This window comes from Archangium violaceum (genome assembly GCF_016887565.1).
Lineage (GTDB): Bacteria > Myxococcota > Myxococcia > Myxococcales > Myxococcaceae > Archangium > Archangium violaceum_B.
Genome location: NZ_CP069396.1, coordinates 5,956,157 through 5,979,223, shown reverse-complemented (window position 1 = coordinate 5,979,223; position 23,067 = coordinate 5,956,157). Strand labels below are relative to the sequence as shown.

Annotated in this window: 17 protein-coding genes; 11 read left to right on the top strand and 6 right to left on the bottom strand. The window is 67.2% G+C overall.

Annotated features, from left to right (window positions below; genetic code table 11):
• The first annotated feature begins 79 nt into the window (after positions 1-79).
• Positions 80-1,000: an NADP-dependent oxidoreductase gene (locus JRI60_RS24205; RefSeq protein WP_204228254.1), complete on the top strand. Its 921-nt coding sequence runs from the start codon at positions 80-82 to the stop codon at positions 998-1,000.
• 29 nt (positions 1,001-1,029) lie between these two features.
• Here JRI60_RS24205 and JRI60_RS24200 read toward each other — a convergent pair whose 3' ends face one another.
• Together JRI60_RS24200 and JRI60_RS24195 are read right to left on the bottom strand one after the other, a co-directional pair.
• Positions 1,030-2,388, bottom strand: coding sequence for a sigma-54-dependent transcriptional regulator (locus JRI60_RS24200; RefSeq protein WP_204228253.1), 1,359 nt, complete (start codon positions 2,386-2,388; stop codon positions 1,030-1,032).
• The gene (locus tag JRI60_RS24195; protein WP_204228252.1) at positions 2,385-3,737 is read right to left on the bottom strand and encodes a sensor histidine kinase; all 1,353 of its coding nucleotides are present in this window, start codon (positions 3,735-3,737) and stop codon (positions 2,385-2,387) included. The genes JRI60_RS24200 and JRI60_RS24195 overlap by 4 nt, the downstream gene beginning before the upstream one ends.
• A 277-nt stretch (positions 3,738-4,014) precedes the next feature.
• On the opposite strand from JRI60_RS24195, the gene JRI60_RS24190 reads away from it, so the two are divergent.
• Positions 4,015-5,490 (top strand): erythromycin esterase family protein, encoded by a 1,476-nt coding sequence (locus JRI60_RS24190; protein WP_204228251.1) that lies wholly within the window; start codon positions 4,015-4,017, stop codon positions 5,488-5,490.
• A 159-nt stretch (positions 5,491-5,649) separates the two neighbouring features.
• On the opposite strand, the gene JRI60_RS24185 is transcribed toward JRI60_RS24190, so the two are convergent.
• Positions 5,650-7,200, bottom strand: a complete 1,551-nt coding sequence (locus JRI60_RS24185; protein ID WP_204228250.1) for a dienelactone hydrolase family protein — start codon at positions 7,198-7,200, stop codon at positions 5,650-5,652.
• Between the two features lie 261 nt (positions 7,201-7,461).
• Here JRI60_RS24185 and JRI60_RS24180 point away from each other — a divergent pair, with 261 nt between their 5' ends.
• From JRI60_RS24180 to JRI60_RS24160, 5 genes are read left to right on the top strand one after another with little or no spacing between them, the layout of a single operon-like run.
• Positions 7,462-8,730, top strand: a complete 1,269-nt coding sequence (locus JRI60_RS24180; protein ID WP_204228249.1) for an ABC transporter permease — start codon at positions 7,462-7,464, stop codon at positions 8,728-8,730.
• A gap of 23 nt (positions 8,731-8,753) precedes the next feature.
• A complete protein-coding gene (locus JRI60_RS24175; RefSeq protein ID WP_204228248.1) occupies positions 8,754-9,971 on the top strand; it encodes an ABC transporter permease in 1,218 nt (405 codons plus the stop codon).
• Between the two features lie 35 nt (positions 9,972-10,006).
• Complete coding sequence (locus JRI60_RS24170) at positions 10,007-10,735, top strand: outer membrane lipoprotein-sorting protein (RefSeq protein ID WP_204228247.1); 729 nt, start codon at positions 10,007-10,009, stop codon at positions 10,733-10,735.
• A 32-nt stretch (positions 10,736-10,767) separates the two neighbouring features.
• The gene (locus JRI60_RS24165) at positions 10,768-12,273 is read left to right on the top strand and encodes a hypothetical protein (RefSeq protein WP_204228246.1); all 1,506 of its coding nucleotides are present in this window, start codon (positions 10,768-10,770) and stop codon (positions 12,271-12,273) included.
• Between the two features lie 26 nt (positions 12,274-12,299).
• Positions 12,300-13,016 (top strand): ABC transporter ATP-binding protein, encoded by a 717-nt coding sequence (locus JRI60_RS24160; RefSeq protein ID WP_204228245.1) that lies wholly within the window; start codon positions 12,300-12,302, stop codon positions 13,014-13,016.
• A gap of 69 nt (positions 13,017-13,085) precedes the next feature.
• Here JRI60_RS24160 and JRI60_RS24155 read toward each other — a convergent pair whose 3' ends face one another.
• Positions 13,086-14,921, bottom strand: a complete 1,836-nt coding sequence (locus JRI60_RS24155) for a rhamnogalacturonan lyase (RefSeq protein WP_204228244.1) — start codon at positions 14,919-14,921, stop codon at positions 13,086-13,088.
• A 201-nt stretch (positions 14,922-15,122) separates the two neighbouring features.
• Between JRI60_RS24155 and JRI60_RS24150 the strand changes: the two genes are divergently transcribed.
• Complete coding sequence (locus JRI60_RS24150) at positions 15,123-16,838, top strand: RICIN domain-containing protein (RefSeq protein ID WP_204228243.1); 1,716 nt, start codon at positions 15,123-15,125, stop codon at positions 16,836-16,838.
• Positions 16,839-16,869: 31 nt separating this feature from the next.
• Here the strand turns inward: JRI60_RS24150 and JRI60_RS24145 are convergent, their stop codons facing one another.
• Together JRI60_RS24145 and JRI60_RS24140 are read right to left on the bottom strand one after the other, a co-directional pair.
• The gene (locus tag JRI60_RS24145; RefSeq protein WP_204228242.1) at positions 16,870-17,739 is read right to left on the bottom strand and encodes an alpha/beta fold hydrolase; all 870 of its coding nucleotides are present in this window, start codon (positions 17,737-17,739) and stop codon (positions 16,870-16,872) included.
• A gap of 26 nt (positions 17,740-17,765) precedes the next feature.
• Entirely contained in the window at positions 17,766-19,181 is a 1,416-nt protein-coding gene (locus JRI60_RS24140; RefSeq protein WP_204228241.1) for a hypothetical protein, read from the bottom strand.
• A gap of 1,267 nt (positions 19,182-20,448) precedes the next feature.
• Between JRI60_RS24140 and JRI60_RS24135 the strand changes: the two genes are divergently transcribed.
• The 3 genes from JRI60_RS24135 (at position 20,449) to JRI60_RS24125 (ending at position 23,049) form a co-directional block, all read left to right on the top strand.
• The gene (locus JRI60_RS24135) at positions 20,449-21,840 is read left to right on the top strand and encodes a papain-like cysteine protease family protein (protein WP_204228240.1); all 1,392 of its coding nucleotides are present in this window, start codon (positions 20,449-20,451) and stop codon (positions 21,838-21,840) included.
• A gap of 11 nt (positions 21,841-21,851) precedes the next feature.
• Complete coding sequence (locus JRI60_RS24130) at positions 21,852-22,439, top strand: hypothetical protein (protein ID WP_204228239.1); 588 nt, start codon at positions 21,852-21,854, stop codon at positions 22,437-22,439.
• A gap of 82 nt (positions 22,440-22,521) precedes the next feature.
• Positions 22,522-23,049 carry a hypothetical protein gene (locus JRI60_RS24125; RefSeq protein ID WP_204228238.1) on the top strand — a complete coding sequence of 176 codons (528 nt, stop codon included), beginning with the start codon at positions 22,522-22,524 and terminating at the stop codon, positions 23,047-23,049.
• Positions 23,050-23,067: the final 18 nt, after the last annotated feature.

The window sequence follows — 23,067 nt, the reverse complement described above, 5'->3', positions numbered from 1 at the left end:
GACAGAAAATTTCTAGCGACTAGATATTTTTGTGTCTCCTCGAGGGCCCGCGGGCTCCCGGGGATGTCAGGAGCCCCCCATGAGCAAGGCATTGGTCTTCACCGAATACGGTCCCCCGGAGGTCCTCCACCTCATCGATACAGCCCCTCCCCTGCCCGGTGCCGGGAAGGTCCGGGTACGGGTCAAGGCCGCCGGAATCCAACCCTTCGACTGCCTCTTCCGGAGCGGCGCGATGCGCCAGCGGATGCCCGCGAAGTTCCCCCAGCGCCTCGGCAACGACTTCGCCGGCATCGTCGATGCCGTCGGGGAGGGTGTCACGGGATTCACCGTCGGCAGCGAGGTCCTCGGCTGGGCGGTGCTCGAGTCGTACGCCGAGCACGTGGTGGTGGGCGTCGAGCAGCTCGTCGGCAAACCCGCGGGCATGCCGTGGGCGGAGGCCGGGGCGCTCCCGGCCTCTGGGCAGACGGCCTCGACCGCGCTCGCGCAGCTCGGCGTTGGGGAGGGCGACACGGTGCTCATCCACGCCGCGGCGGGTGGCGTCGGGTCGCTCGCCGTGCAGCTCGCCAGGGCGCGGGGGGCGACCGTCATCGGCACCGCCAGGGAGAGGAACCACGACTACCTGCGTGGGCTGGGAGCCATCCCGGTGGTGTACGGCGACGGGCTCGTCGAGCGGGTGCGCGCCGTCGCGCCCCGGGGCGTGGACGCGGCCCTGGTGGCCGTCGGCTCCGAGGAAGCACTCCACGCATCGCTCGCGCTCGTGAAGGACAGGCAACGGCTCGGGACGATCGCGTTCCATCCGCTCGCGGACACGCTCGGCATCCGCCGGATCAGCTCCGAGCGCTCCGCCGCGAGACTCGCCGAGCTCGTGACGCTCCACACCGAGGGGAAGCTGCGGGTCCCCGTCCAGCGGACCTACACACTGGCGGAGGCCCCCGAGGCCCACCGGGAGATGGAGGGAGGGCACGTACGCGGAAAGCTGGTGTTCGTCCACATGTTCTGAGGATCCGGGCCGCCCCCACCGGCGCCGCCCTACTCCGCCTCCTCCTCGCGCGCCAGGCCGTACTTCCTCAGCTTGTCGTGCAGGGTGGCGCGGCCGATGTCCAGCAGCCGCGCCGCCTCGCTGCGGTTGCCGTGGGCCTCCTCCAGCGCGGCGACGATGAGGGCCCGCTCGTACGCCTCCACCTTCTCCTTGAGGCCCGCTCGCGGCGCTCCCTCGCGGTGCTCCTGCCCCGGCCCTCCCGGCAGCAGCGACAGGTCCAGCATCCCATCCGGGCTCATGGCCACCGCGCTCTCCAGCGCATTCTCCAGCTCGCGCACGTTGCCCGGCCACTTCCACGCCGTCAGCCGCGCCATCAGCTCCGGCGTCACCTGCACCGCCGGCACGTGGAAGCGCTCGGCGAAACGCGTGAGGAAGTGCTTCGCCAGCGCGGCGAGGTCCTCCGGCCGCTCCCGCAGCGGCGGCACGTGCAGGTTCACCACCTTCAGCCGGTAGAAGAGATCCTCCCGGAAGCGTCCCTCCTTCACCCGCTGCGCGAGGTCTCGGTGGGTGGCCGCCAGGATGCGGACGTCCACCGGCCAGGCCCGGTCCTCCCCCACCGGCCGCACCTCGCCCTCCTGTAGCACGCGCAGCAGCTTGGCCTGGGCGGCTGGGTCCAACTCGCCCACTTCGTCGAGCAGCAGCGTGCCGCCGTCCGCCTCGCGGAACAGGCCCTGCCGCGCGCGCACCGCTCCGGTGAAGGCCCCCCGGGTATGGCCGAACAGCTCCGCCTCGGCGAGCTCGGGGGTGAGGGCCGCGCAGTTGAAGCGCACGAAGGGCCGGTCCGCCCGGGCGGAGGCGCGAACCAGCGCCTCGGCGATGCGCTCCTTGCCCGTGCCGCTCTCGCCGGTGATGAGGACCGTCACGTCGCGCGGCCCCACCCGCTTCACCAGCAGCGCCAGCCGGCTCATCGCCGGCGAGACGAAGACGAGCGAGCGCAGCAGGTTCACCTCACTCGCCAGCCGCTCGTTCTCCGCCTCCAGCCGAAGGGTGCCCAGCGCCCGGCGCACCACCGCCAGCACGTCATCCACCTCGAAGGGCTTGCGGAAGTAGTCCAGCGCGCCGAGCTTCATGGCCTCCACCGCGTGCCGCTCGCTGCCGTGCGCGGTGATGAGGATGACGCGCGGGACGGGCGAGAGCGCGCGCCCCCGACGCAGCAACTCCATTCCGTCCACCTTCGGCATCCGCAGGTCGCTGATGACCAGGTCCACCGGGGGCTCGGCGGCCAGCCGCTGCAGCGCGGCCTCGCCGTCCCCCACCTCCTCCACCTCGAACCCGTCATCCTCGAGCAGCCCACGCAGCGTGTAGCGCACGCCCGCGTCGTCGTCCGCCACCAGCACTCGCGCCTTCATGCCATGGCCTCCGTCCTCGACTGCTGAGGCGGCAGCTTCGCGGGCAGCACCAGTTCGGCCACGCAGCCGCCGCCCTCGCGCGGGTGGAGCTCCAGTTCGCCGCCGTGCTGCCGCGCCAGCGCTCGCGCCAGGGCCAGCCCCAGCCCGTTGCCCTGGAGTTTCGTGGTGACGCCCGGCTCGAAGACACGCCCGCGCACCTCGGGCGCGATCCCCGGCCCCTGGTCGCGCACCTCCACCCGTCCGCCGCCCTCGGGCACGGACAGCACCACCAGCTCCACCGTGCTCCCGCGAGGGGCGGCCTCCAGTGCGTTCTGCACCAGGTTGATGAGCACCTGCGTCACCTTGCGCGGATCGCACCAGACGGCCACCGGCCGCTCGGCGAAGAGGCGCAGACCCACGCCCCGCTCGCCCGCCATGCCCTCGTGCAGCTCCACCACCTGCCGGCACAACGCCTCCAGCGAGGTGCGCTGCTCGTTGAGCGGGAGCAGGGGCCGGGAGAAGTTGAGGAAGCCCTCCAGAATCTCCTGCATCCGGTCCACCTCGCGCCGCAGCACCGCCAGACGCTCGGCTGGCTTGCCCTCCACGTCCCGCGCCACCATGGTGGCCAGGCCCTTCACGCTGGCCAGCGGATTCTTCAGCTCGTGGGCAATCTCCCCGCTGAGCCGGGTGAGCGTGTCGATGGCCTCGGTGTGGATGCGCAGCGTCTCGTCGCGCGCGGCCAGCGCGTCCTTCACCATGCCCTGGAAGATGCCCCGCAGGATGGAGCCACCGCCGGCGGAATACGCCACCAGCACGCTCAGCACCGTCACGTGGGACAGCAGCAGGGCGTTATTGTGCCCGGCCCGTGCACCGCCCCCGTAGAGCTGCGGCAGCAGGTCCGGCACCACCCCGGTGATGGAGACCGCGGCCAGCCCCCACAGCGTCGCCACATACAAGAGCGCGAGAACCCACGCACCTCGAGTGGTGGTGAAGAGGGTGGTGAAGAAGCTCACGAGGAGCAGCGCCGGCGTGAGCGGTCCCTCGAGCCCGCCCGTCACCAGGAGCATGCCCCAATGAAACGGGAGGCCGACGCCGATGAAGGAGGTGAACTTGAGTTTCTGGCGCGGCGTGCGGCGCAGGTAGTGGTGAATCTCGATGCCGTCGATCACCAACCAGAGTCCCAGCATCCCCCCGAGCAGCCACTTGCGCCAGACCGCCGGCTCTTGCACGAGGAAATAGAAGAGGAGGAGGAGGGACGGCGGCGTCATGTAGATGCGGATGCGCGCCATGCGCATGAATTGGCGGGCGAAGGCCTCGCGCTGCACCTGCTCGAGGCCGCTCGGTGGCGGGGAGGCGGGGGAGGGTTTCACGGCGTCTCCTCGGGGGGCGGACTCCTTCATCCTACGTCCGAGCTGCAAGCCGGATGCACGCCCTTCGTGATCCCTCGCCCAGACGGGCCCGCCAGCCCCCACGGGGGGCACTGTCCGGAAACCCGGCACCCCGCCCCCTGGGAGTGACGGAGGTCCGGACAGCCAGCCCCCCTCACCCCGCCTCCTTTCAGGAGGGAGAGGGGCATTGGCATGGGAGGTGCTCATGGGGTCGCCCAGGTCGCCGGCGATGGTGCGCTGGCCAGCCTTGGAGCACTCCATGAGCACGCAGAATCCGGAAGAACAAATTCAAGATTTCGGTCGTCGATCATTCCTGGCGGCCACGACCGCCCTCGGCCTCGCAGCCCTGGCCCCTGGCGCCGCTTTCGCCCGGTCCGGGTCGTCCGCTGGATCGGTCAGGTTCGCGTCGCTAGACGAATGGATCGCCCGCGAGGCGCTCCCGTTTTCGTTGGACAAAAGTTTCGGCGCCGCCGTCGACCGGATGATGTCCCGTCTCGGCGATCAGGTTTCGCTTCTCGGTTTTGGCGAGGCTCTGCACGGTGGCGAAGAATTCCTGCTCCTCCGCAATCGCCTGTTCCAGCGGCTCGTCGAAGCCCATGGCTTCAGCGCCATCACGCTCGAGACCAACTACATGCGCGCGCGGCTCGTCGACGACTATGTCGCAGGCCGCGGATCGGCGACTTACGAGGCCATCGAAGACAAGGGTTTCAGCTACGGCTCCGGGAAATATGCCGCCAATCGCGAACTCGTGGAGTGGATGAAGCGCTACAATTCCGATCCGGCGAATGCGGTGAAGCTCAGCCTCTATGGGACCGTTCCGTCGGAAGGCGAGGCGACGGAAAGTCCGCGGCAGGCGCTCGAATTCGCGCTCGCCTATCTGAGATCGGTCGACCCGGTGACCGCCGCCAGGCACAAGACCATCATGGAGCCGCTGCTGGGCGCGGACGCGGACTGGGAAGACTCGGCCGCCGTCGTCCACAAGGAGATCCTGACGCGGATTTTGGGCGGCGACACCGCGCAGCAGATTGTGGGCAGAGACGCGCCGGCCGGCGCCAACGATGCGGGGAAGTTCGGCCTTTCGCCCAGGGCTTCGGCGCTTCGGGTGGCGACGGAAGAGCTCGCCTCCGAACTCAGCGTGCGCCGCCCGGAGCTTGTGGCCAAAAGCGATCGCGAATCCTTTGGAGAGGCGCTGCAGCACGTCACCGTCGCCCAGCATCTTCTCGCCATTCACGCGGCACTGGCGCGGCGAGAGTCGCTCGACAACCTTGTCGGCATGCGCGACGCGATGGCCGCTGAGTATCTCGTCCACATCTCCGAGCGCGAAAAGACGCGTGGAAAGGTGTTGGTCTACCTGCACAGCGCCCATCTTCGGCGGACCAGGACGAAGCTGCCCTGGTATGAATTCTGGCCGACGGGTGCGCATCTCGACCAGCTGTTCGGCGCGCGTTTCGCCGTGATCGGGGGAGCCCTGGGGACGTCCGAGGCCAACCTCATCGGCGCGCCCGAGGCCGGCAGCATCGAGGCGCGGTTGATGGCGCGGCAGTCGGATTGCTTCATTCCGGCCCATCGCGGCAAAGGACTCTATAAGGGCGCGGTGCCTCCGATACGGACCCGCAGCAAGCATCCCCTTGTCCCCTATGAGCCGCTGACCCCGGAAAGCGTCGCGGACTTCGACATGATCGCATTCCTGCGCTCCGCCACCTACACGCGCGGTGCGGCAAAGTTGCCGGGCTGACCACCACCGTCGAGCGACGACAGCCAATCCGGTCCAGGGGCCTGCGATCCACGTGCAGGGCTTGGAGAGGTAGCACAGAAGCCGCTGTGGACGCCCGGGACTGAGCACCTCTACCACGCGATGACGTATGGCAATCTCTGCCCATACCTGGTGCCACTCTCAGGGCTGGGCGCCCGCGGTATTCCCCAGCGCTTTCAGGTGTTCGACCGCGTTGCCGTTTTTCGGGTTCAGTTCCAGTGAGCGCCGGTAGTTGCGGATCGCCTGGTCACGGTCCCCCGTCTTTTCCTGCGCTTCGGCCAGGCTGTCGAACAGGTTCGCGTTGTCCGGATAGATGTGGATGCCGAGCTTGAAGATCTCCACTGCATCCTTGCCTCGGCCGCCGCGCAGCAACTGGTAGCCCCATGTGTTGATCTGCGAGTCCTCGAGCCGGAAGGTTTCGGACTTCGCATGCAGCGCGTCGTAGGTGGGAATGGCCCGCGCGAAGCCTTCCTTGCCCAGCGTGCGCACGAACGTTTCCAGTGTGGGTGGCGTGTCGTCGCCGCGGCGCACGTCGAGCGTCAGCATGTGGCGTGGTACCTTGTTCGCGGCGGCGGAATTGTTCATGAAGGTGCGCGCGGCCGTATCGTTCTTCAGATAGGCATCGAGGAACTGATGGACGTAGCGCGCCGTCCAGCTGTGCGCGAGCGCCACCTCATCGCGCGAATACTCCTCGAACTCGCGCTCCGGCGCGAAGCGCAGGTGAATCGAGGAGAAGTCCGGGTGTGTCATCGGATGCATCGTCACGATGTACACATCCGAATACTTCATCTGGTTCATCAGGTTGAAGCGGGTGTCGATCTGGCGCTGGTTGATGCTTTCGAGCGTGTCGGGGCGCCGCGCGACGTACAGCAGCGGCACCGCCAGACGCGCTGGCGTTACGTATTTCGCGGCGTCCTTGCCGCCGTTGACGAATTCGGGGAAGCCGCGCAGCGAGCCGTCCAGGCTGACCAGTGCGCCGATGCGGTCGTCCCTGGCTGCCGCCAGTACGTTCGCAAGTCCGCCCCAGCTGAAGCCGACGACGGCAATGCGGTTCATGTCCGCCTGCGGCATGGCCTGGGCGGTCGCGATCAGGAATGCGATATCGGCCGCCTGCGCTTCCAGGCCCTCCAGGTCGATCGTCATCGAGCGCGTGCGCGCTCCCAGCGAGGCGCTGGACAGCACGACGTAGCCCTGGCTCGCGAGATATTCGCACAGGTCCACGTTCTCGGCGGCGCTGGCGCTGAAGCTCGGCGCGTAGATCACGACCGGATATTTGCCTGGCAGTGCCGGGGCATCGCGCACCGCCCACATCGGCTTCGCGATTGCGCCATGCGACGGGTCGGCGCCCTGGCTCGCGAGCCAGATGTCGGTTGCGTTGCGCACCGCCTGCGCGTCGGCCGTGAAGTTCTCCTCGGTCGCGATCGTCTCCATGTACTGGCGGTAGGTGACGGGTTTGCCCTGGCGCCGCGTGGGGTACCAGCCCAGCACCTGCATCGGACGCGCACGCTCACCCTGGGTGGCCGCACCCGTGATCGGGTCCACGCGCAGCTTGTACACGCGCGAGTAGTCGTACATCTGGCGGACCGTCAGGCCGACGCCGTGCGGGCCCTGCACGTTCGAAAACGCAAAATCGGCGGCGGCGCTGGTGGCGCTCGCCAACAGGATGATCAGCGCTGCGAGGAGTCGGGACATGTTGGCAGGGCAGTATAAGAAACCTGGGCTGCGCACAACGGGTCTGAGCCTGCCCCGATGCGGACCCCTTCAGCCTACCTCCGGGCAAGCCGGATGCCCGCCCTCCGTGCCCCCTCGCCCAGATGGGCCCGCTCGCTCGTACGGGAGCGCTGTTCGGAAACCCGGCACCCCGTCCCCCTGGGAGTGACGAAGGTCCGGACAGCCAGCCCCCTCACCCCGTCTCTTTCAGGAGGGAGAGGGGCATTGGCATGGGAGGTGCTCATGGGGTCGCCCAGGTCGCCAGCGACGGTGCGCTGGCCAGCCGTCCTGGAGCACTCGATGTGGCCCCTCTTCCGCATTGCCCTTCGCAACGTTGCCCGTAACCGCCGCCGTACCCTCATCACCCTCGCGGCCCTCATGGTGGGCGTCGGGGCAGCCGTGCTCACCCGCGCCATGATGAACGGGCTGCAGCGGGCCATGGTGACGAACATCACCTCCAGCGCCACCGGAGCCTTGCAGGTGCACCGGGCGGGCTACCTGGACAACGTCCTCTCCACCCCGCTGACCATGGACTTCGCCATCGACGAGGCCTTCCTCGCACAGGTGCGCGCCGTCGAGGGCGTCAAGGCGGTGTCCCCGCGCATCCAGTTCGCCGGCTCCCTCGGCGCCAACGACGAGAGCCTCTTCCTCGCCGCCACCGCCATGGATCCCACCGCCGAGAGCGCGGTGTGCCCCAACCGCGCGAGCACCTTCGCGCCGGGCTCTCGCTTCGACTCCCCCGACGGCATCCTGCTCGCCGAGACGGTCGCCAACGCGCTCGGCACACAACAGGGCGGCGAGGCGGTGTTCCTCGCCCCGGATCGCGACGGCACCCTCAACGGCGAGCTGGTGCACGTCACCGGCGCCACCCGCTCGGTCATGCCCGACGAGCCGAAGACGGCCGTGGTTCCGCTGGCGCTCGCCCAGCGTCTGCTGCGCATGGAGGGGCGCGCCACCGAGCTCGCCGTGGCGGTGCACCGGCTGGAGGAGGCGCCCCAGGTGGCCGCCCGCCTGCGCGAGGCGCTCGGCCCCGACTACGAGGTCCACACCTGGGACGACATCCTCGTCCAGGTGAAGGAGGGCAAGGCGCGCGATGACGCCTCCATGGGCCTCATCGCCGCCGTCTTCCTGGTCCTGATGCTGCTCGGTGTGGCCAACACCCTGTTGATGAGCGCGATCGAGCGCACGCGCGAGATCGGCACCATGATGGCGGTGGGCCTCCGGCGCGGGAAGGTGATGGGCCTCTTCCTCGCGGAGGCGGTGGTCCTGGGCGCGACGGGGGCCACGCTGGGCGCGTTGCTCGGCGCCGGCCTCAGCGCGTGGCTGAACCACCGCGGCATCATCTTCACCGCTCCCACCATCAGCGTCCCCTTCGACATCCGCCCCTACGTGGACGTGGGCTACCTGGTGCGCATCGTCCTGCTCGCCACCGCCGGCGCGGCCGTCTTCTCCCTCTACCCCGCCTGGCGCGCCAGCCGCCTGCGCCCCGTCGAGGCGCTCGCCGGCCGCTGACCCACCCCACCCTGGAGACCCCCATGACTCCGCTCCTGATGCTCGCCGTGCGCAACGTGGCCCGCAGCAAGGCCCGAAGCGCCCTCACCACCGGCGCCGTTACCTTCGGCATCCTGATGACGCTGCTGATCGGCGCCTTCATCCACGGCACGCAGCGCTACCTCATCGATGAAACGGTGAAGTCCTCCGTGGGCGCCCTGCAGGTGCACCACAAGGGCTACTTCGAGCAGCGCGACCGCCAGCCGCTCAAGCTGGACCTCGAGGAGGGGGGCGCCCTGGAGGACGCCATGCGCCGCGTTCCCGGCGTGGCCGCCGTCACCCCGCGGCTCGTCTTCTCCGGCCTGGTGAGCAACGGCAGCTCCGCCACCATCTTCATGGCCCAGGGCATCGACCCGGAGCGCGAGAAGCAGGTACTGCCTCGGGCCACCCAGCAGGTGCGCGGCACCCGCCTCTCCGCCGACACACCCCGCGGCGCCCTGATGAGCGGCGAGCTGGCCACGGCCCTCGGTGCCAGGCCGGGCGCCACCCTCACCCTGCAGGCCACCACGAAGGGGGGAAAGGAGAACGTCCTGGACGTGGACGTGGCCGGCACGCTGTCGGGCAGCGTGCTCGCCCTGAGCAAGCGCGTCCTCTACGTGCCCCTCCCCTTCGCGCAGGAGCTGCTGCGCATGCGGGGCCGCGCCACCGAGTACGTGGTGGCCGTGGAGGAGGGCGCGGACGTGGACCAGGTGGCCGCCGGTCTGCGCGCGGCGCTCGGTGCGGACTACGAGGTGCGCACCTGGCGCGAGCTGCAACCCGCCGTGGGCGAGACCCTCCGCATCCAGGGCACCATCCTGCTGTTCATCGGCACGCTCTTCCTCATCATCGCCATCTTCGGCGTGGCCAACACGCTGCTGATGAGCGTGCTGGAGCGCACCCGCGAGATTGGAACCATGATGGCGGTGGGCGTGCGGCGCGGGAGGATTGCCCTCCTCTTCGTCCTGGAGGCCGTGGTGCAGGCGCTGCTCGGCGCCGCGCTCGGCGTGGGGGGGGCCTACGGACTGGTGGCCCTCGCGGTGGCGAGGGGCGGACTCACCATCCCCATCGACAAGACGCAGGCCTTCACGCTGCTCCCCGAGGTGGCCGGCTACCAGGTGGCCATCGCGGTGGTGGCCACCACCGTGGGCGCCAGCCTCGCCGCCGTCTCGCCCGCCCTGCGCGCCGCGCGCCTGCGCCCCGTGGAGGCTCTGCGCGGAGCGTGACGTTTCCCCACCCGGATTTCCCGAGGAACAAAACCATGAAGACCCATTGGAAACTGCTGTCCCTGCTCGTCCTGCTGCCCCTGGCCGCCAGCGCGGCCACCCCGAGCGCCGAGGAGCTCCTCCAGAAGTACGACGCCATCATGGCGCCCCTCAACTTCGAGGCCACCATGACGATGGTGGCCCACCGCGATGACGGCTCCACCCGCGCCTACAAGATGCGGATGCTCAAGGCCGGCGACAACAAGGCCCGCATCTGGTTCCAGGAGCCGGCCGCCGCGCGTGGGCAGGAGATTCTGAGCCAGGGCGACAACGCCTGGCTGTACATGCCCAACCTCAAGCGCTCGGTGCGCATGGCCAACCGCGACTCCTTCCAGGGCGGTGACTTCAACAACGCCGACGTCCTGCGCACCCACTACGCCCGCGACTACTCCGCCCAGGTGGTGGAGGACCCGTCCATGCCGGAGGCGTACCTGCTCGAGCTCGAGGCGAAGACGGAGGACGCCGGCTACGACCGCATCAAGCTGTGGGTGGCGAAGAAGGACACCCTGCCCCTCAAGGGCGAGTTCTACACCGCGAGCGGCAAGATGCTGCGCGCCGCCGAGTTCCTCGAGGTGAAGAGCTTCGACGGATTCAGGCGCCCCTCGCGCGTGGTGATGAAGAACATGATCGCCATCAAGCGCTTCAGCGAGCTGACCGTCGACTCCTTCGACGCGCGCGTGCGGCCCGCCGCCGGCCGCTTCGTCCTCGACGATCTCGGCCGCTGACCCCTCCCCTCTCGCTCTCCCGGAGTCCCACCATGAACCCCCTGCTCACCTTGCTGCTGCTGGCCGCCGTTCCCCAGGAGGCGGAGGCCGCCCCGGTGGAGGCGCCGGAGGCGAAGCTCGAAGCCACCACCACGGGCTATCTGGACACGCGCTTCACCGGGTCGCACGTGTCCCCCGGGGGCCTGGTGCCCGCCACCGGAGTGCCCGCGCTGACCCACCTCAGCGAGGGCAACATGCAGGTGAAGCTGCGCTACGGCCCGCGGCTGTCGGCCGGCGCGGACCTGTCCCTCTTCTGGCAGTGGGCGGGCCTCTTCCGAGGCGTGGACACGCAGGGCGAGGAGGTGGCGCTGGCCGAGCAGGACGTGCCGCTCTACCGGCCCTCCGCCGTGGTGAGCGAGCTGTTCGCCGCCTGGGAGGCCACGCCCCACCTGAACCTCACCCTGGGCAAGAAGCGCGTGGTGTGGGGCAGCGGCATGGCCTTCAACCCCACGGACCTGCTCAACCCGCCCAAGGACCCCACCGACCCGGCCGGGCAGCGCGCGGGCGCGTGGCTCGCGCGGGTGGAGCTGCCCTTCGAGCACTTCAGCGTGTCCCTGGTGGGCGCGGCGAAGGTGCTGCGCCAGTACGCGGGCCTGCCCACCTCGCTGCTCGTCTACCCGGACTACCCCACCGCCGAGGCGGTTCGGAACCCGGCGCTGGACGACCGCGACGAGGAGGCCCACTGGGCCGCGGCCGCGCGCCTCTACGCCCTGGTGGCGGACACGGACGTCACACTCACCTACCACTTCACCCACCTCTACAACGATGCCTTCCGGGAGAAGAGCCGGGTGGGACTTTCCCTCTCGCGCGTCTTCGATGCCACCGAGGTGCACCTGGAGGCGCTGGTGCAGGCGGGCTCCTCCCGGATGTACGCGGCCCCTGCCTGCACACCGAGCCCCGAGGCCCTCCTCGGGTGCACGCTGTCCGGCACCCCGCCCCTGTCCCTCACGCACGTGGACGACCGCGGCATGCGCGCCAAGGTGCTGGTGGGAGCCCGCTATCTCTTCGAGGACAACGCCACGCTGTCGGCCGAGTACTACTTCAACGGAGAGGGCTACAGCGCCCGCGAGTTCGCCGACTACGTGGGGCTGCTGGGCCAGGGACGGCGGCTGCTGGCGCGGCTCACGCCCGAGCAGGCCGAGGCGCTCACCGCCCGCCTCGGCCCCACCGGCGCCGCCACGGACCCCGGCTCGCCGCAGAAGTTCACCTTCGAGCCGCTGCGCCGCCACTACCTCTTCCTGCAGTACAGCAAGCCCCAGGTGGCGGACGACTTCGTCCTCGGCGCCTCGGCGGTGGTGAACCTCGGAGACCTCTCCGGCCAGCTCATCCCGCAGGTGTCCTGGAGCGCGCGCGAGTGGCTCACCCTCTCCGGCTCTGTCTTCATCCCCCTGCCCGGCGTGAAGTCCCTTGCCGCCGAGGTGGCCGGCGAGCGCATCACCGAAGGAAGCCTCTCCGCCGCCGACTGGCGCGCCCTGCTGAGCGCGCGCCTCTTCTTCTGACCCGCATTCCCCCCAAGGAACCAACCATGGCCCTCATTCAACTGAAGAACATCCACAAGGCATACAACCTGGGAAAGACCACCGTCACCGCGCTGCGCGGCGTGGACCTCGAGGTGCAGAGCGGCGAGTTCACCGTGGTGATGGGTCCCTCCGGCTCCGGCAAGACGACGCTGCTCAACATCATCGGACTGCTCGACCGTGCCTCCTCCGGCTCCTATCTGCTGGAGGGCGAGGAGGTGGGGGACCGCGACTTCAACGACCTGGCCGGGCTGCGCAACCGGAAGATCGGCTTCATCTTCCAGGCCTTCAACCTCATCCCCGTGCTGAACGTGCTGGAGAACATCGAGTTCCCCTGCCTCATCGGTGGCGAGTCGAGGCGGACGCTGCGCGAGCGCGCCGAGCGCGTGGCCGCGGACGTGGGGTTGTCGCGGTTCCTGCACCACCGCCCGGACGAGCTGTCCGGCGGCCAGCGGCAGCGCGTGGCCATCGCACGGGCACTCGTCACCCAGCCGCAGCTGGTGCTCGCCGACGAGCCCACCGCGAACCTGGACTCCGCCACCAGCGAGCAGATTCTGGACCTGATGGAGGAGCTCAACCGCACCCGCCGCGTCACCTTCCTCTTCTCCACGCATGACCCACGGGTGATGCGCCGCGCCCGCCGGGTGGTGCGGATTGCCGATGGGGTGCTGGTGGACGGCACCGCCGAGGCACGGCACGAGACACGGGCGCTGGAGATGGCCTGACCGTGCGGAGCGAAGCGGAGACACGCCCCGTGCCCGTTGACGCACTCCCGGCCTCGCAACGCGGATCAATCAGGGCGTGCGGATCGCTGGCAGGGTCACGCTGCCCATGCCGTTGCCGAGGAAGAAGCTCGGGTGGGCAGGCTGGTTGTAACCCATGTTCTGACCGGCAACCTGCGCACGGTACTGCGGATCGTGCATCAGCGTCGGGATGCGGTAGCTGGTTTCCACCGGGGTGGTGAAGAGCAGCAGGGCGGTACTATCGCTGTTGCGCAGCACGACCTCTTCGCGCCAGTCACCGAGGATGTCGGCGGCGATCACCGGGTTGGCCTTGGTGCTGTTGTTGGACGCGGCGTCATAAGCCGAAGCGGTGAGCAGGCGGGTCAGGCTCAGGGAGCTGGGCACCCATTTGTCGATGTTCACGCCGTCGAGCAGTTCGCGCGAGAGGTCGCCATCCCACCACACGGCCATGTTCACGCTGCTCGGGCGCCTGGTCGAGGAGATCTGCACGCCAGAAGCGCTCATCAACACCCAACCGGCGCTGCTCCAGCACTCCTCTCCCGGATCGGCCGGGTCGATATCCGCGCACATGCCGCGGCCGACGTCTGCACCCGAACCGTAGCCCCACAGGATGGTACCGGTGGCGGCATCATGCATTTCCATGCCGCGACCGCTGCCGTACCTGGCCGGATCCTCGTGCACCATGAAGACCTGCTTGCCGTTGCGGTTCGGGTTGAGTGCGCCGACATGCAGCGCATCGCCGTGGCCGAGGCCGGTGCGGTAGAGCAGGCTCCCGTCGCTGTTGAGCGTGGCGGCGCCGTAGATGATGTCGTCCTTGCCGTCGTTGTTCACATCGGCAACGCTGAACCAGTGCGCGCCTTCGCCGTAGGCGCCCGAACCAGAGGTCGGGCTGTCGTGGAGCCAGCGCTGGGTCAGCTTGCCGTCACGCCAGTCCCAGGCCACGATCACCGCGCGGGTGTAGTAGCCGCGAGAGAACACGGCGGAGGGCCGGGTGCCGTCGAGATAGGCCACGCCGGCGAGGAAGCGGTCCACGCGGTTGCCGTAGCTGTCGCCCCATTTTGACACGGTGCCACGCGCGGGCAGGTAGTCGGTGGTGGCCATGGCGGCACCGGTGGCACCGTTGAAGACGGTCAGGTATTCCGGGCCGGAGAGGATGTAGCCGGAGCTGTTGCGGTAGTCGGCCGAGCTGGAGCCGATCACCGTGCCCTTGCCGTCGACGGTGCCGTCGGCGGTCTTGATCATCACTTCGGCCTTGCCGTCTCCGTCGAGGTCATACACGACCATCGAGGTGTAGTGTGCGCCAGCGCGGATGTTCTTGCCCGGATGGATGCGCCACAGGCGTTTGCCGTTGAGCTTGTAGGCATCGATGTAGGTGTTGCCGGTGTAGCCAGACTGGGAGTTGTCCTTGGCATTGGTCGGCTGCCACTTGAGCACGAGCTCGTATTCGCCATCGCCGTCGAGATCGGCCACCGAGCCGTCATTGGCTTCGTAGGTGTAGGCCACACCGTCGGGCGTGGTGCCGCCGGCGGGCTTGTGGAGAGCGATCTTGAGGTAGGGGTTGGCCAGCACCGTGGCGCTGCTGCCGGACTGCTCGACACCGTTGAGAACCGGCTTGACGGTGTAGGTCGAGCTGGTGGTGCCCACCGTGTCGGTGTAGTTGGTGCCGCCGGTGAGCACACTGCTGTTGAGCCTGGTGGTATCGCGGTAGACGTTGAAGCCGATGCCCGAGGGATCGGTGCCGAGCAGACGCCAGCTCACCAGCATGCCTCTGGCCGCCGGGACGGCGACCACGCCGCGGCCGAGTTTCTCGACGTATTTGCCGTTGGCCGCCTGGGCCCCGGAAACCAGCAGCATGACGGCCAGGCCGCCGAACAGTTTGCTACGCATGGTGCCTCCTCGATCTCGAATCCGTCCAGAGGCCCTTTGACCGGGGCTTCCAGTGTTTGTGAAAAAACCATACGCAAAGCCGTTAAACTTGTAATGCACGACTTCTATGCAAGTCCGAGGATTACGTCAAGAGAGGGGGGCAGAAAACGAGGCCAGAGTGGCTTGACAAACACCAGAAAACCACGGATTGTGAGCGCTAACATGGAAATCCAGAGCCTCGTTGGAAGACTTTCCGCTCTTGCGCTCCTGGTGGGCGCCGGTTGTGCTGCCCCTGAGAACTCGGAGGAAGAGGAGGTCACGTCAGCTTCCCTCCAATCACCCAGCCTGGCTTCCGGGAGCACCGCCCCGCTCGTCAGCGCTGCGAGTGGCAAGTGTGTGGGAGTCAAAGGCTCGAGCACGGCAGACAGCGCTCTTCTCGAGCTTCAAACCTGCTCCGGTTCCACGTTCCAGCAGTGGACCGTGACTCAGGAATCCTCCGGCTACTTCAGCTTCAAGAATGTCGGCAGTGGAAAGTGCGTTGACGTGACCGGGTTCTCGACCTCCGCGGGAACTCAGCTGCAGCAGTACAACTGCAGCGGCAACGACAATCAGAAATGGACCCTCACCGATCAGAGCGGAGGCTCAGTGAGCATCGTCTCGAAACTGAGCGGGCTCGCGATGGACGTGAAGGATTCTCAGACCGCTGACGGAACCGCGATCATCCAGCATTACTGGAATGGGACCCCAAACCAACTGTGGAAGCAGAGCGCAGGCTCCGGAAGCTCCTCGGCGCCGGTCGGCTTCGGTGCGTCTGTCACCGGCGGCCAGGGCGGGACCGTGGTCACGGTGAGCACGCCGGCACAGCTGAAAGCGGCGCTCTGCGGCTCGGAGGTGAACGGAGTCTGCCAGGATACGACCCGGCGAATCGTGCAGCTCAGTACCGTCATCGACTTCCGCGGCACTGAAGGCACGAAGACGAGCCTCGGGTGCACGTACTCGCACAACAACTGTTCGGTGAACGGCAAGTACGAAAGGATCCTCAACTTCTCGAGCTATTGCTCGGGCAGGTCTACCTACAACATCACCTACGATGCGGCCGGACAGACGCCCCTCCTGGTGGGTTCCAACAAGACCCTCATCGGGATCGGCGCGAACGCTGGTATCAAGGGCAAGGGCTTGATCGTCAAGGGAGGAACCTCCAACGTCATCATCCGCAATCTCTCGATCACGGACATCAACGAGGGAATCATCTGGGCTGGCGATGCGATCACCCTGGACAATGCCAGCAGGGTCTGGATCGACCACGATTATTTCGCGCGAATCGGGCGTCAGATGATCGTGACGGGTTGGGGAACGGCGCAGAACGTCACCATCTCCAACAACTTCTTCGACGGAACGACGGACTATGGCCACTACTGCAACGGCAAGCACTACTGGGTGATGCTCCTGGTCGGGGAGAATCAAACCATCACGTTGGCCGGGAACAAGATCTACAACACTTCCGGCAGGTCGCCGGAGCTGGGCAAGCAGTCGTCGGCCGCGAGCGGCGGAACGGTGCACATCGTCAACAACTACTACGATGGCAACTACTACATGGGAATTGGTGCGAGCGATGACGTGGTTTCGCTCATCGAAGGCAACTATTTCTCGACGGCCTCGTACTTCTTTCCCATCTTCCAATCCAGTACGAACAAGGTCTTCGCCCCGCTCGATTCAAACCTGTCGACGGCGAATGGCAGTTGCAAGTCCGCCTTGGGCCGCAATTGCGCGGCCAACTACGCCACCAACTCGACGGGGGACTTCCAGCTGAACTCGTCGGTGATCTCCGCGATCAATGCGTCGTCAACACTGCGCGGTGCGCTTGGGTCCGTGGTTCCGAGCGGCTACTCCTCCGTCCCCAGCCACAAGGTGGGTCCACAGGCCGATCCAAACAAGTGACCCTCCCAGGGCGCTCATGGCCCCATCCTATTCACGAGGCGGCTGCTGCCCGGGCACGCGGCGCCGACCAGGCGTCGAGGAAGGAGCGCAGGGCGGCCGCGAAGGGCTCCGGCCGCTCGAAGAACGGGAAGTGCGAGCCCCCCTCCTCGGCGGTGAAGGTGCGCAGCTGGGCACCGGGGATTTGCTCGGCGCTCCACTTCTGCGATGCCGGGTTGACGTGGCTGACCTCGCCGGCGATCACCAGAGTCGGCACGTCGATGCGTGGCAACACGTCACGCCAGTCCTGCATGATGTGATCCAGCAGCAGCCGTGAGCCAAAGCCGCCGTCGAGCTTGAGGTTCTCCTGGTAGAGCCACGCCAGGTCCTCGTCGGAGATCTGCCTGGTGAGCATGGAGACGAGGAAGTTGTGCCGCACGGCCGCCGCGTCGGGACCGACAACACCCTTGCAGAAGGCCTCGGCACCGGGGAAGTCCAGGATGGCACCCACTTCAGTCGCCTCGGTCTTGTTCAACCAGGGCAGGATCGTGCAGGCGCTGGGCTGGTCGATGATGATGAGCGAGTTCACCTTCGCGGAGCCGAACAGGTCGAGGTAGCTCCACAGCACCGACGCCCCCATGGAGTGGCCCGCGAGGTCCGCCCGCTCGATACCGAGGTGCGTCAGGAGCTCATCGAGGTCGCGCGCGAGCCGGGCGATGCGAGCGCCGTGCGTGGGGTGGCCGGATTCCCCGTGGCCACGCTGGTCGTAGCTGATGACACGGTAGTGCCTGGCCAGCAAGGGAATCACCCGGTCGAACATCGCGCGCGACTGCGACCAGCCGTGCAACAGCACCAGGGTGCGCTGGCTCGAGCCAGCGATGTGGTAGTCCAGGTTGCATCCGTCGGCAGTGGTGAAGGTGCTCATCGTGTTCTCCTTGGGCCGCTCTTGGTTCAAGGCCAGAGACGCGAGGTCCACTCGCGCCACTTCTGGATGCGCTGCGCATCGGCACCCAGCTGCGTGGCTTTCCAGATTCCATACTGCTGCGACTGCTCGGCCGTGACCCTTCCGTTCACCGCGTTCATCACGAAGTTGCCCGGTGCTGGCTGAGCCAGGGGATTGCGGGTCTGGTCCACACAGAACGCGAACCCGGCATACGGCTCGCTCTCTCCCAACTCCGTGTTGGCCGGGTCGCAACGCCGCCAGTTCGCGGGCTCGGTGTCGGTGTACAGGACATTGAACTGGTTCATCGCCCCGTTGAGCACCTTCAGGTACAGGCCCGGTTGGAGTTGATCGAGCTTGCTGAAGGGCGTCTTGCTGGTGCCCTGGGTCGTCGCCTGGTCCATGAAATTGGTGGGAGTCAGGTGCTTCAGGGTCTGCGCCCGGCCGAAGCGTCCGCGGTTGTCTATGAGGCTGCCGGTCTGGGTCGGCACGTAGAGCGGAATGTCGTTGTTGACGTACTGGGCCGACTTGATGCGGGCCTGCAGCAGCCGGATGTCACTCAGGAAGGCCGCGTTCGCGTGCGCGGGTGTCGAGGTGCCCACGCTCGCCGACAGGAGCTCGTCGAAGCCGGTCAGATAGGGCCAGTCCACCGAGAAGTTCACCCAATCGCCCTGGGCGCCCGGGTTGATGGAGACCTGCATCTGGTACCACGCGTTGGTCCGGTAGTACGAGCCCACGATGTTGGAGCGCTCCCAGGCCAGGTACCACTCCCGGGTGACCTTGCCCGTGGAGGTCTCGTCTGCCTGGTAGAGCATGTGCGGAGCCAGGAAGAACACGCTCACCGTGTTGAAGGGCCAGCCTCGCACTTCACCCCGGCCTCTCCAGGTCCGGGTGGCGGCGTTGAAGTCGCCAATGAACCACTGCTGATTGCCTTCGAGCCCATGGGTGTGGGCCCACTCCCACTGTTTGATGACGTTCCAGTGGAGCATGCTCATGACGGCGCGCTCGATGAAGGCATTGGTGGTGAAGGACGCCGGATCACTGTCCGTCGTGGAGCTGGCGGCGCGCGCGGCCAGGAGACGGGCACCGACCTGTGCACCGTACTCGCCGGAGCTGGCGATGTGATTGCCGCGGCCCCCGCCCAGGAAGCGGTAGGCCTCCCAGCCAAAGGCGCTGAAGTAACCCTGCGCCTCGTTGCGCTCGCTCGGGGTCAGATGGCTCCAGTCCCCATACTGCCCGTTGGGATTCTTGTGGGCCTCGAGCCACGCCTCGATCTGGTCCGCACTGGCCTTGGGATGGGTGCGGCTGCTTTGCGACCACTGGGCTCCGTTCTCGAAGGAACCGGCGCTGCTGGCCCCCGTGGGCCATACGTCGAGCGGATGGATCGTGGGCAGCCAGGCGTTCCAGTCGGGATACTGCAACGGCATCGCGACTTCCTCTCGACCTGGATGTCGGCGAACCGCACGGGGTTGCTGGCCAGGCTGGTATCCTGGGCGTCTCGCAGTTGGAGGTCGAGGACGCGGTAGCCATTGGACTCACCATCGGTCCCGTTGAAACGGAACTGGATGAGGTTTGCCCCAGGCGCGGCCACGAGCCTCGCCCGGGTGGTGGCATCGAGCTCGAGGCTCATGCGCGTGGTGTAGAACCCGCCTCGGGTCAGACCGCCCTGGACACGTTCCACATCGGCCAGCTTCACGGTGGCGTCCGTGATGTCGATCCAGGGGATGCCGTCGGCCTGGTCCGGGCTGACGCCTCCGAGCACGCGCACACTGGCCTTGATCCGGGTGGGCGGCTGGCTCGTCGCTTCGAACTCGGGGGCGCCAAAGAAGGCGCAGCGGTGGCACACCCACCACAGCTGGCTCACGGCGCCGAGCTTGCTGGAGTCAACGTGAAGGCTGGCCTCGGAGATCGCCGGGATCGAAGGGGAGCCATCGCTCAGCACCTCGAGTGGGAGCTCAAGCAGATTGGCGGAGCCGGTGGGCGCCGATTGAGTCACGGCCTCCAGCCGCCACTGCTGGTTGAGCGGAACGAAAACGCCGTCCGGCAGCGGGAGGCAGCAGGGGCGTGGGCGACTGGGAACCGCACCGTGATGGCTCAACGCCACGCGCTCTGGTCCCGCCCAGTCCAAGCGCAGTGTGCGCTCCTTCATACCCAAGGACAGGCTCCCTCCCGCCTCCGCCCCCTGCTCCACCCCCTGTTTGAGAAAGCGTGAGCGCAATGAGGCATTTCATAGTTGGAGAGTAATGCGCATCACAGCCAAAAAGGTGACTGGGCGGGCAAATTAGCTCTCACCAAGGCGCCAGATGCCAAGAATTGGTGAACAAATGCAGATCAGATAGCCCGCTCGCGCCGACGGACTCATGGAGGAGAACATGCACAAACCATCCTCGTAACCCTGCTGTCCCTACGGGAGGGTGTTGAACTGCCCTCGGAGTCTGCTGGGAATAGTAATTCCAAGTCCATTATGTTGTACTTGGTTGCTTGCTGGGTAGGTACTACATGTTGTGCCTGCCCGCCCCAGTTCAACACCCTCTAAGCAGGCTCCCGCGCCCGGGGTCTGCCTCCGGGAACTCGGGCTGGTGCTGCAGAAGCCCTGATTGCCCCCCTTTCGACGTGTCGATGCACCTGTTCGCCGCGAGACGTCTGCATGGCCATTGCTCTACCCACCACAGATAGCAATCGAGGAAATCGATGATGAACTTCACGCAAATCACTACCACAGGGCTGCCGAACGGGAGGTCTCAGGCCTTCGCCCTCACCATCGAGGGCCTGCTACTGACCTGTCGGAAGGTGCGCTCCGGCGCCAGCCCGGCGTGGAGTCACTGGACGCCCTGGTCGAAGCAGACGCCTGTGCTGAGCCAGCTCGCCGCGGGCACTCTGAGCGATGGGCGTCTCCAGCTGTTCGCCGTCCAGTCGGAGAACGGAGCACTGCTCACCTGCTGGATGGAGACGGCCGACGCGCAGTCTCCCTGGAGTGACTGGAGCAGCGTCGAAGGCAGCGGCTCCGTCGTCCAGGCCGACGTGGCCCCGCTCACCCAGGGCGGCTTGCGGCTCTTCACGGTGGGAGCCACGGGCCAGTTGCTGACGTGCGCTGGGCAGCTCGGGAGCTGGGAGGCCTGGACGAAGATTCCGGCGTCCCAGCCGGTCCAACAGGTCGCGGTGGCCCCGCTCGCGGAGGGCGGGGTGCAGCTCTTCGTCCTCCAAAACAATGGAATCCAGACCTGCCGCGCGGCGCCGTCTTCCGCCGCGGACTGGAGCAGCTGGAGTGCCATCCCCTACCCGCCGTCGGAGCCCGGTCTTCCCGCGGTGCCGCCCCAGCAGGCGCAGCGGCTCGCGGCGGCTCCGCTCCCCGGCGGAGGCGTACGACTCTTCGCGCTCAACCAAGCGGGCAGGCTGCTGACCTCGCGCTTGAAAGCCGGGACGGATTGGGAGCCGCTCGCGACCTTCCCGGGGGCGCTGCCCGCCCTCAACCTGGACGTGACGGGCTTCCACGACCGCCTCGAGCTCGCGCTCATCGACGAGGCCGGTGTCATCTGGAGCTCCGAGAGCACGGACGAGGCATCCGGACGCGGCTGGTGCAACTGGACGCAGGTGGCCTTCGGCACGTCGCTGCCCGTGACGATGCAGCCACAGCAGCGGAGCAACTGGTGCTGGGCCGCCGTCGCGACGACCACGGCGCGCTTCTATCAACCCTCCCAGCCCTGGACGCAGGAGTCCCTTGTGGGAGTGGTGCTCGGGGTGAAGCCGGACAACGCGTCAACGCTCCCGGCCCAATACAACGTCGCCTGGTACCTGGCGGAGGCGCTGACACAGACCGGCCACTTCGAGCGCTATCAGCAAGGGCCGCTGTCCTACGAGGACACCTGTGAGCAGGTGGCGCGGGGGGCTCCCCTCGGTGTGCAGGTTCAGTGGGCGGGAGGGGGCACCCATTTCATGTTGGTGACCGGCTACGACGCCGGTGACCTCGTACTGGTGCAGAACCCGTGGGACCTGAGCAGCACCTACGTCCCTTACGACACGCTCGTGAAGGGCTTCCACGGGAACCCCGGGAACATGTGGATCTACTCGTACATCACGAAGGCGTGAGGACTTGAATCATGGGATTGAAACACTCCGACGCTCCTGCCGAATCGCTGAAAGCGCTCGAGGTCAGGACCCGCGCTCTGGCCGGAAGCCGTGATGCGCTGTTGCACAGCCTGGCCTCGCTCGATGTCGCCGACGCCTCCCTGCCACACCGTGTCTACCAGCTCGGGCTGGACAGCCTCGCCGAGGGGAAGGGACTCGGGGACGCCCTGCTGGTCGGCTGGAGGTACATCGTCTCGAAGGCGGCGTCCCCGGTGGCCATCGAGGTCTCCTGTGACCCGAGCGCCCAGCGCCACCAGTTCTCCAGCATCCACCAGGGGCCGCACGTGGAGGAGACCCGCGCACGGCTCGACGAAGCCCAGGGGCATCCGCGCGTCTCCGCGGGCGCCTACGAGCTGAATCTCCTGCGGATCCCCGCGTTGCGCGTTGTCGCGCTGTGGCTTCGGAGCCAGTCCGGGGACTCAGACCTGCTCATTCCGCTGGCGCCCAGCCACCCGGCTCTTCAGGCCGGCCACGCGTACACGGCTTCCGAGTTGGTGGCGCAGCTGAAGCAGCCCGCCATCGAGACCTCGAAGTTCGATGTCCGTCCGAGGTCTCGCTAACTCTCACTTCGCCCGCGAATCACCGAGTTGTCCCAACGTGCGGCACGGCGGGCACCGCACCCAACGACGATGGAGATGAACAATGAATAACGCCACTCAGAACCAGAACAACACCGTCCCTGTCCCCCCCAAGCCCCCGCCGGGTGGTGGGGATGCCATCAAGGTCAACGGCCCCTTCGGTCCGAGCTTTGCCCTGACTAATCAGATGGCCTTGGCTGCGGGTGCGGGTGCGGCGGGCACCAGCACTCAATTCATGGGTGATACTTATACTTTCATCAATGGCGCAGCTGGTACCGCGTTTCCAATCAACTATACCGTAAGCGGTTCATCAACCCCTCTCTATACGGTGAACAATGCGATGATTATGCCTAACACCCAGCCCGCTGTCGTTGTCTTCAACAATGTGCTGTGTTTGTTCTGGACCGGCTATATGAATGATGGCATCTGGTATGCCACCTCCTCCGATGGTCAGTCATGGAGCGAGCAGTACTCGGTGGGCTACGTAACGCATGGTATTGGGATCAGCCCCCAGGTTTATGTCAGCCAAGAGTCGTTGATTGTGGGCTATTTCAGTGCTGATTTCACTGCCGCTCAGATGGGGGTGCCGTAACCAGCTCGGTCAGGCCTC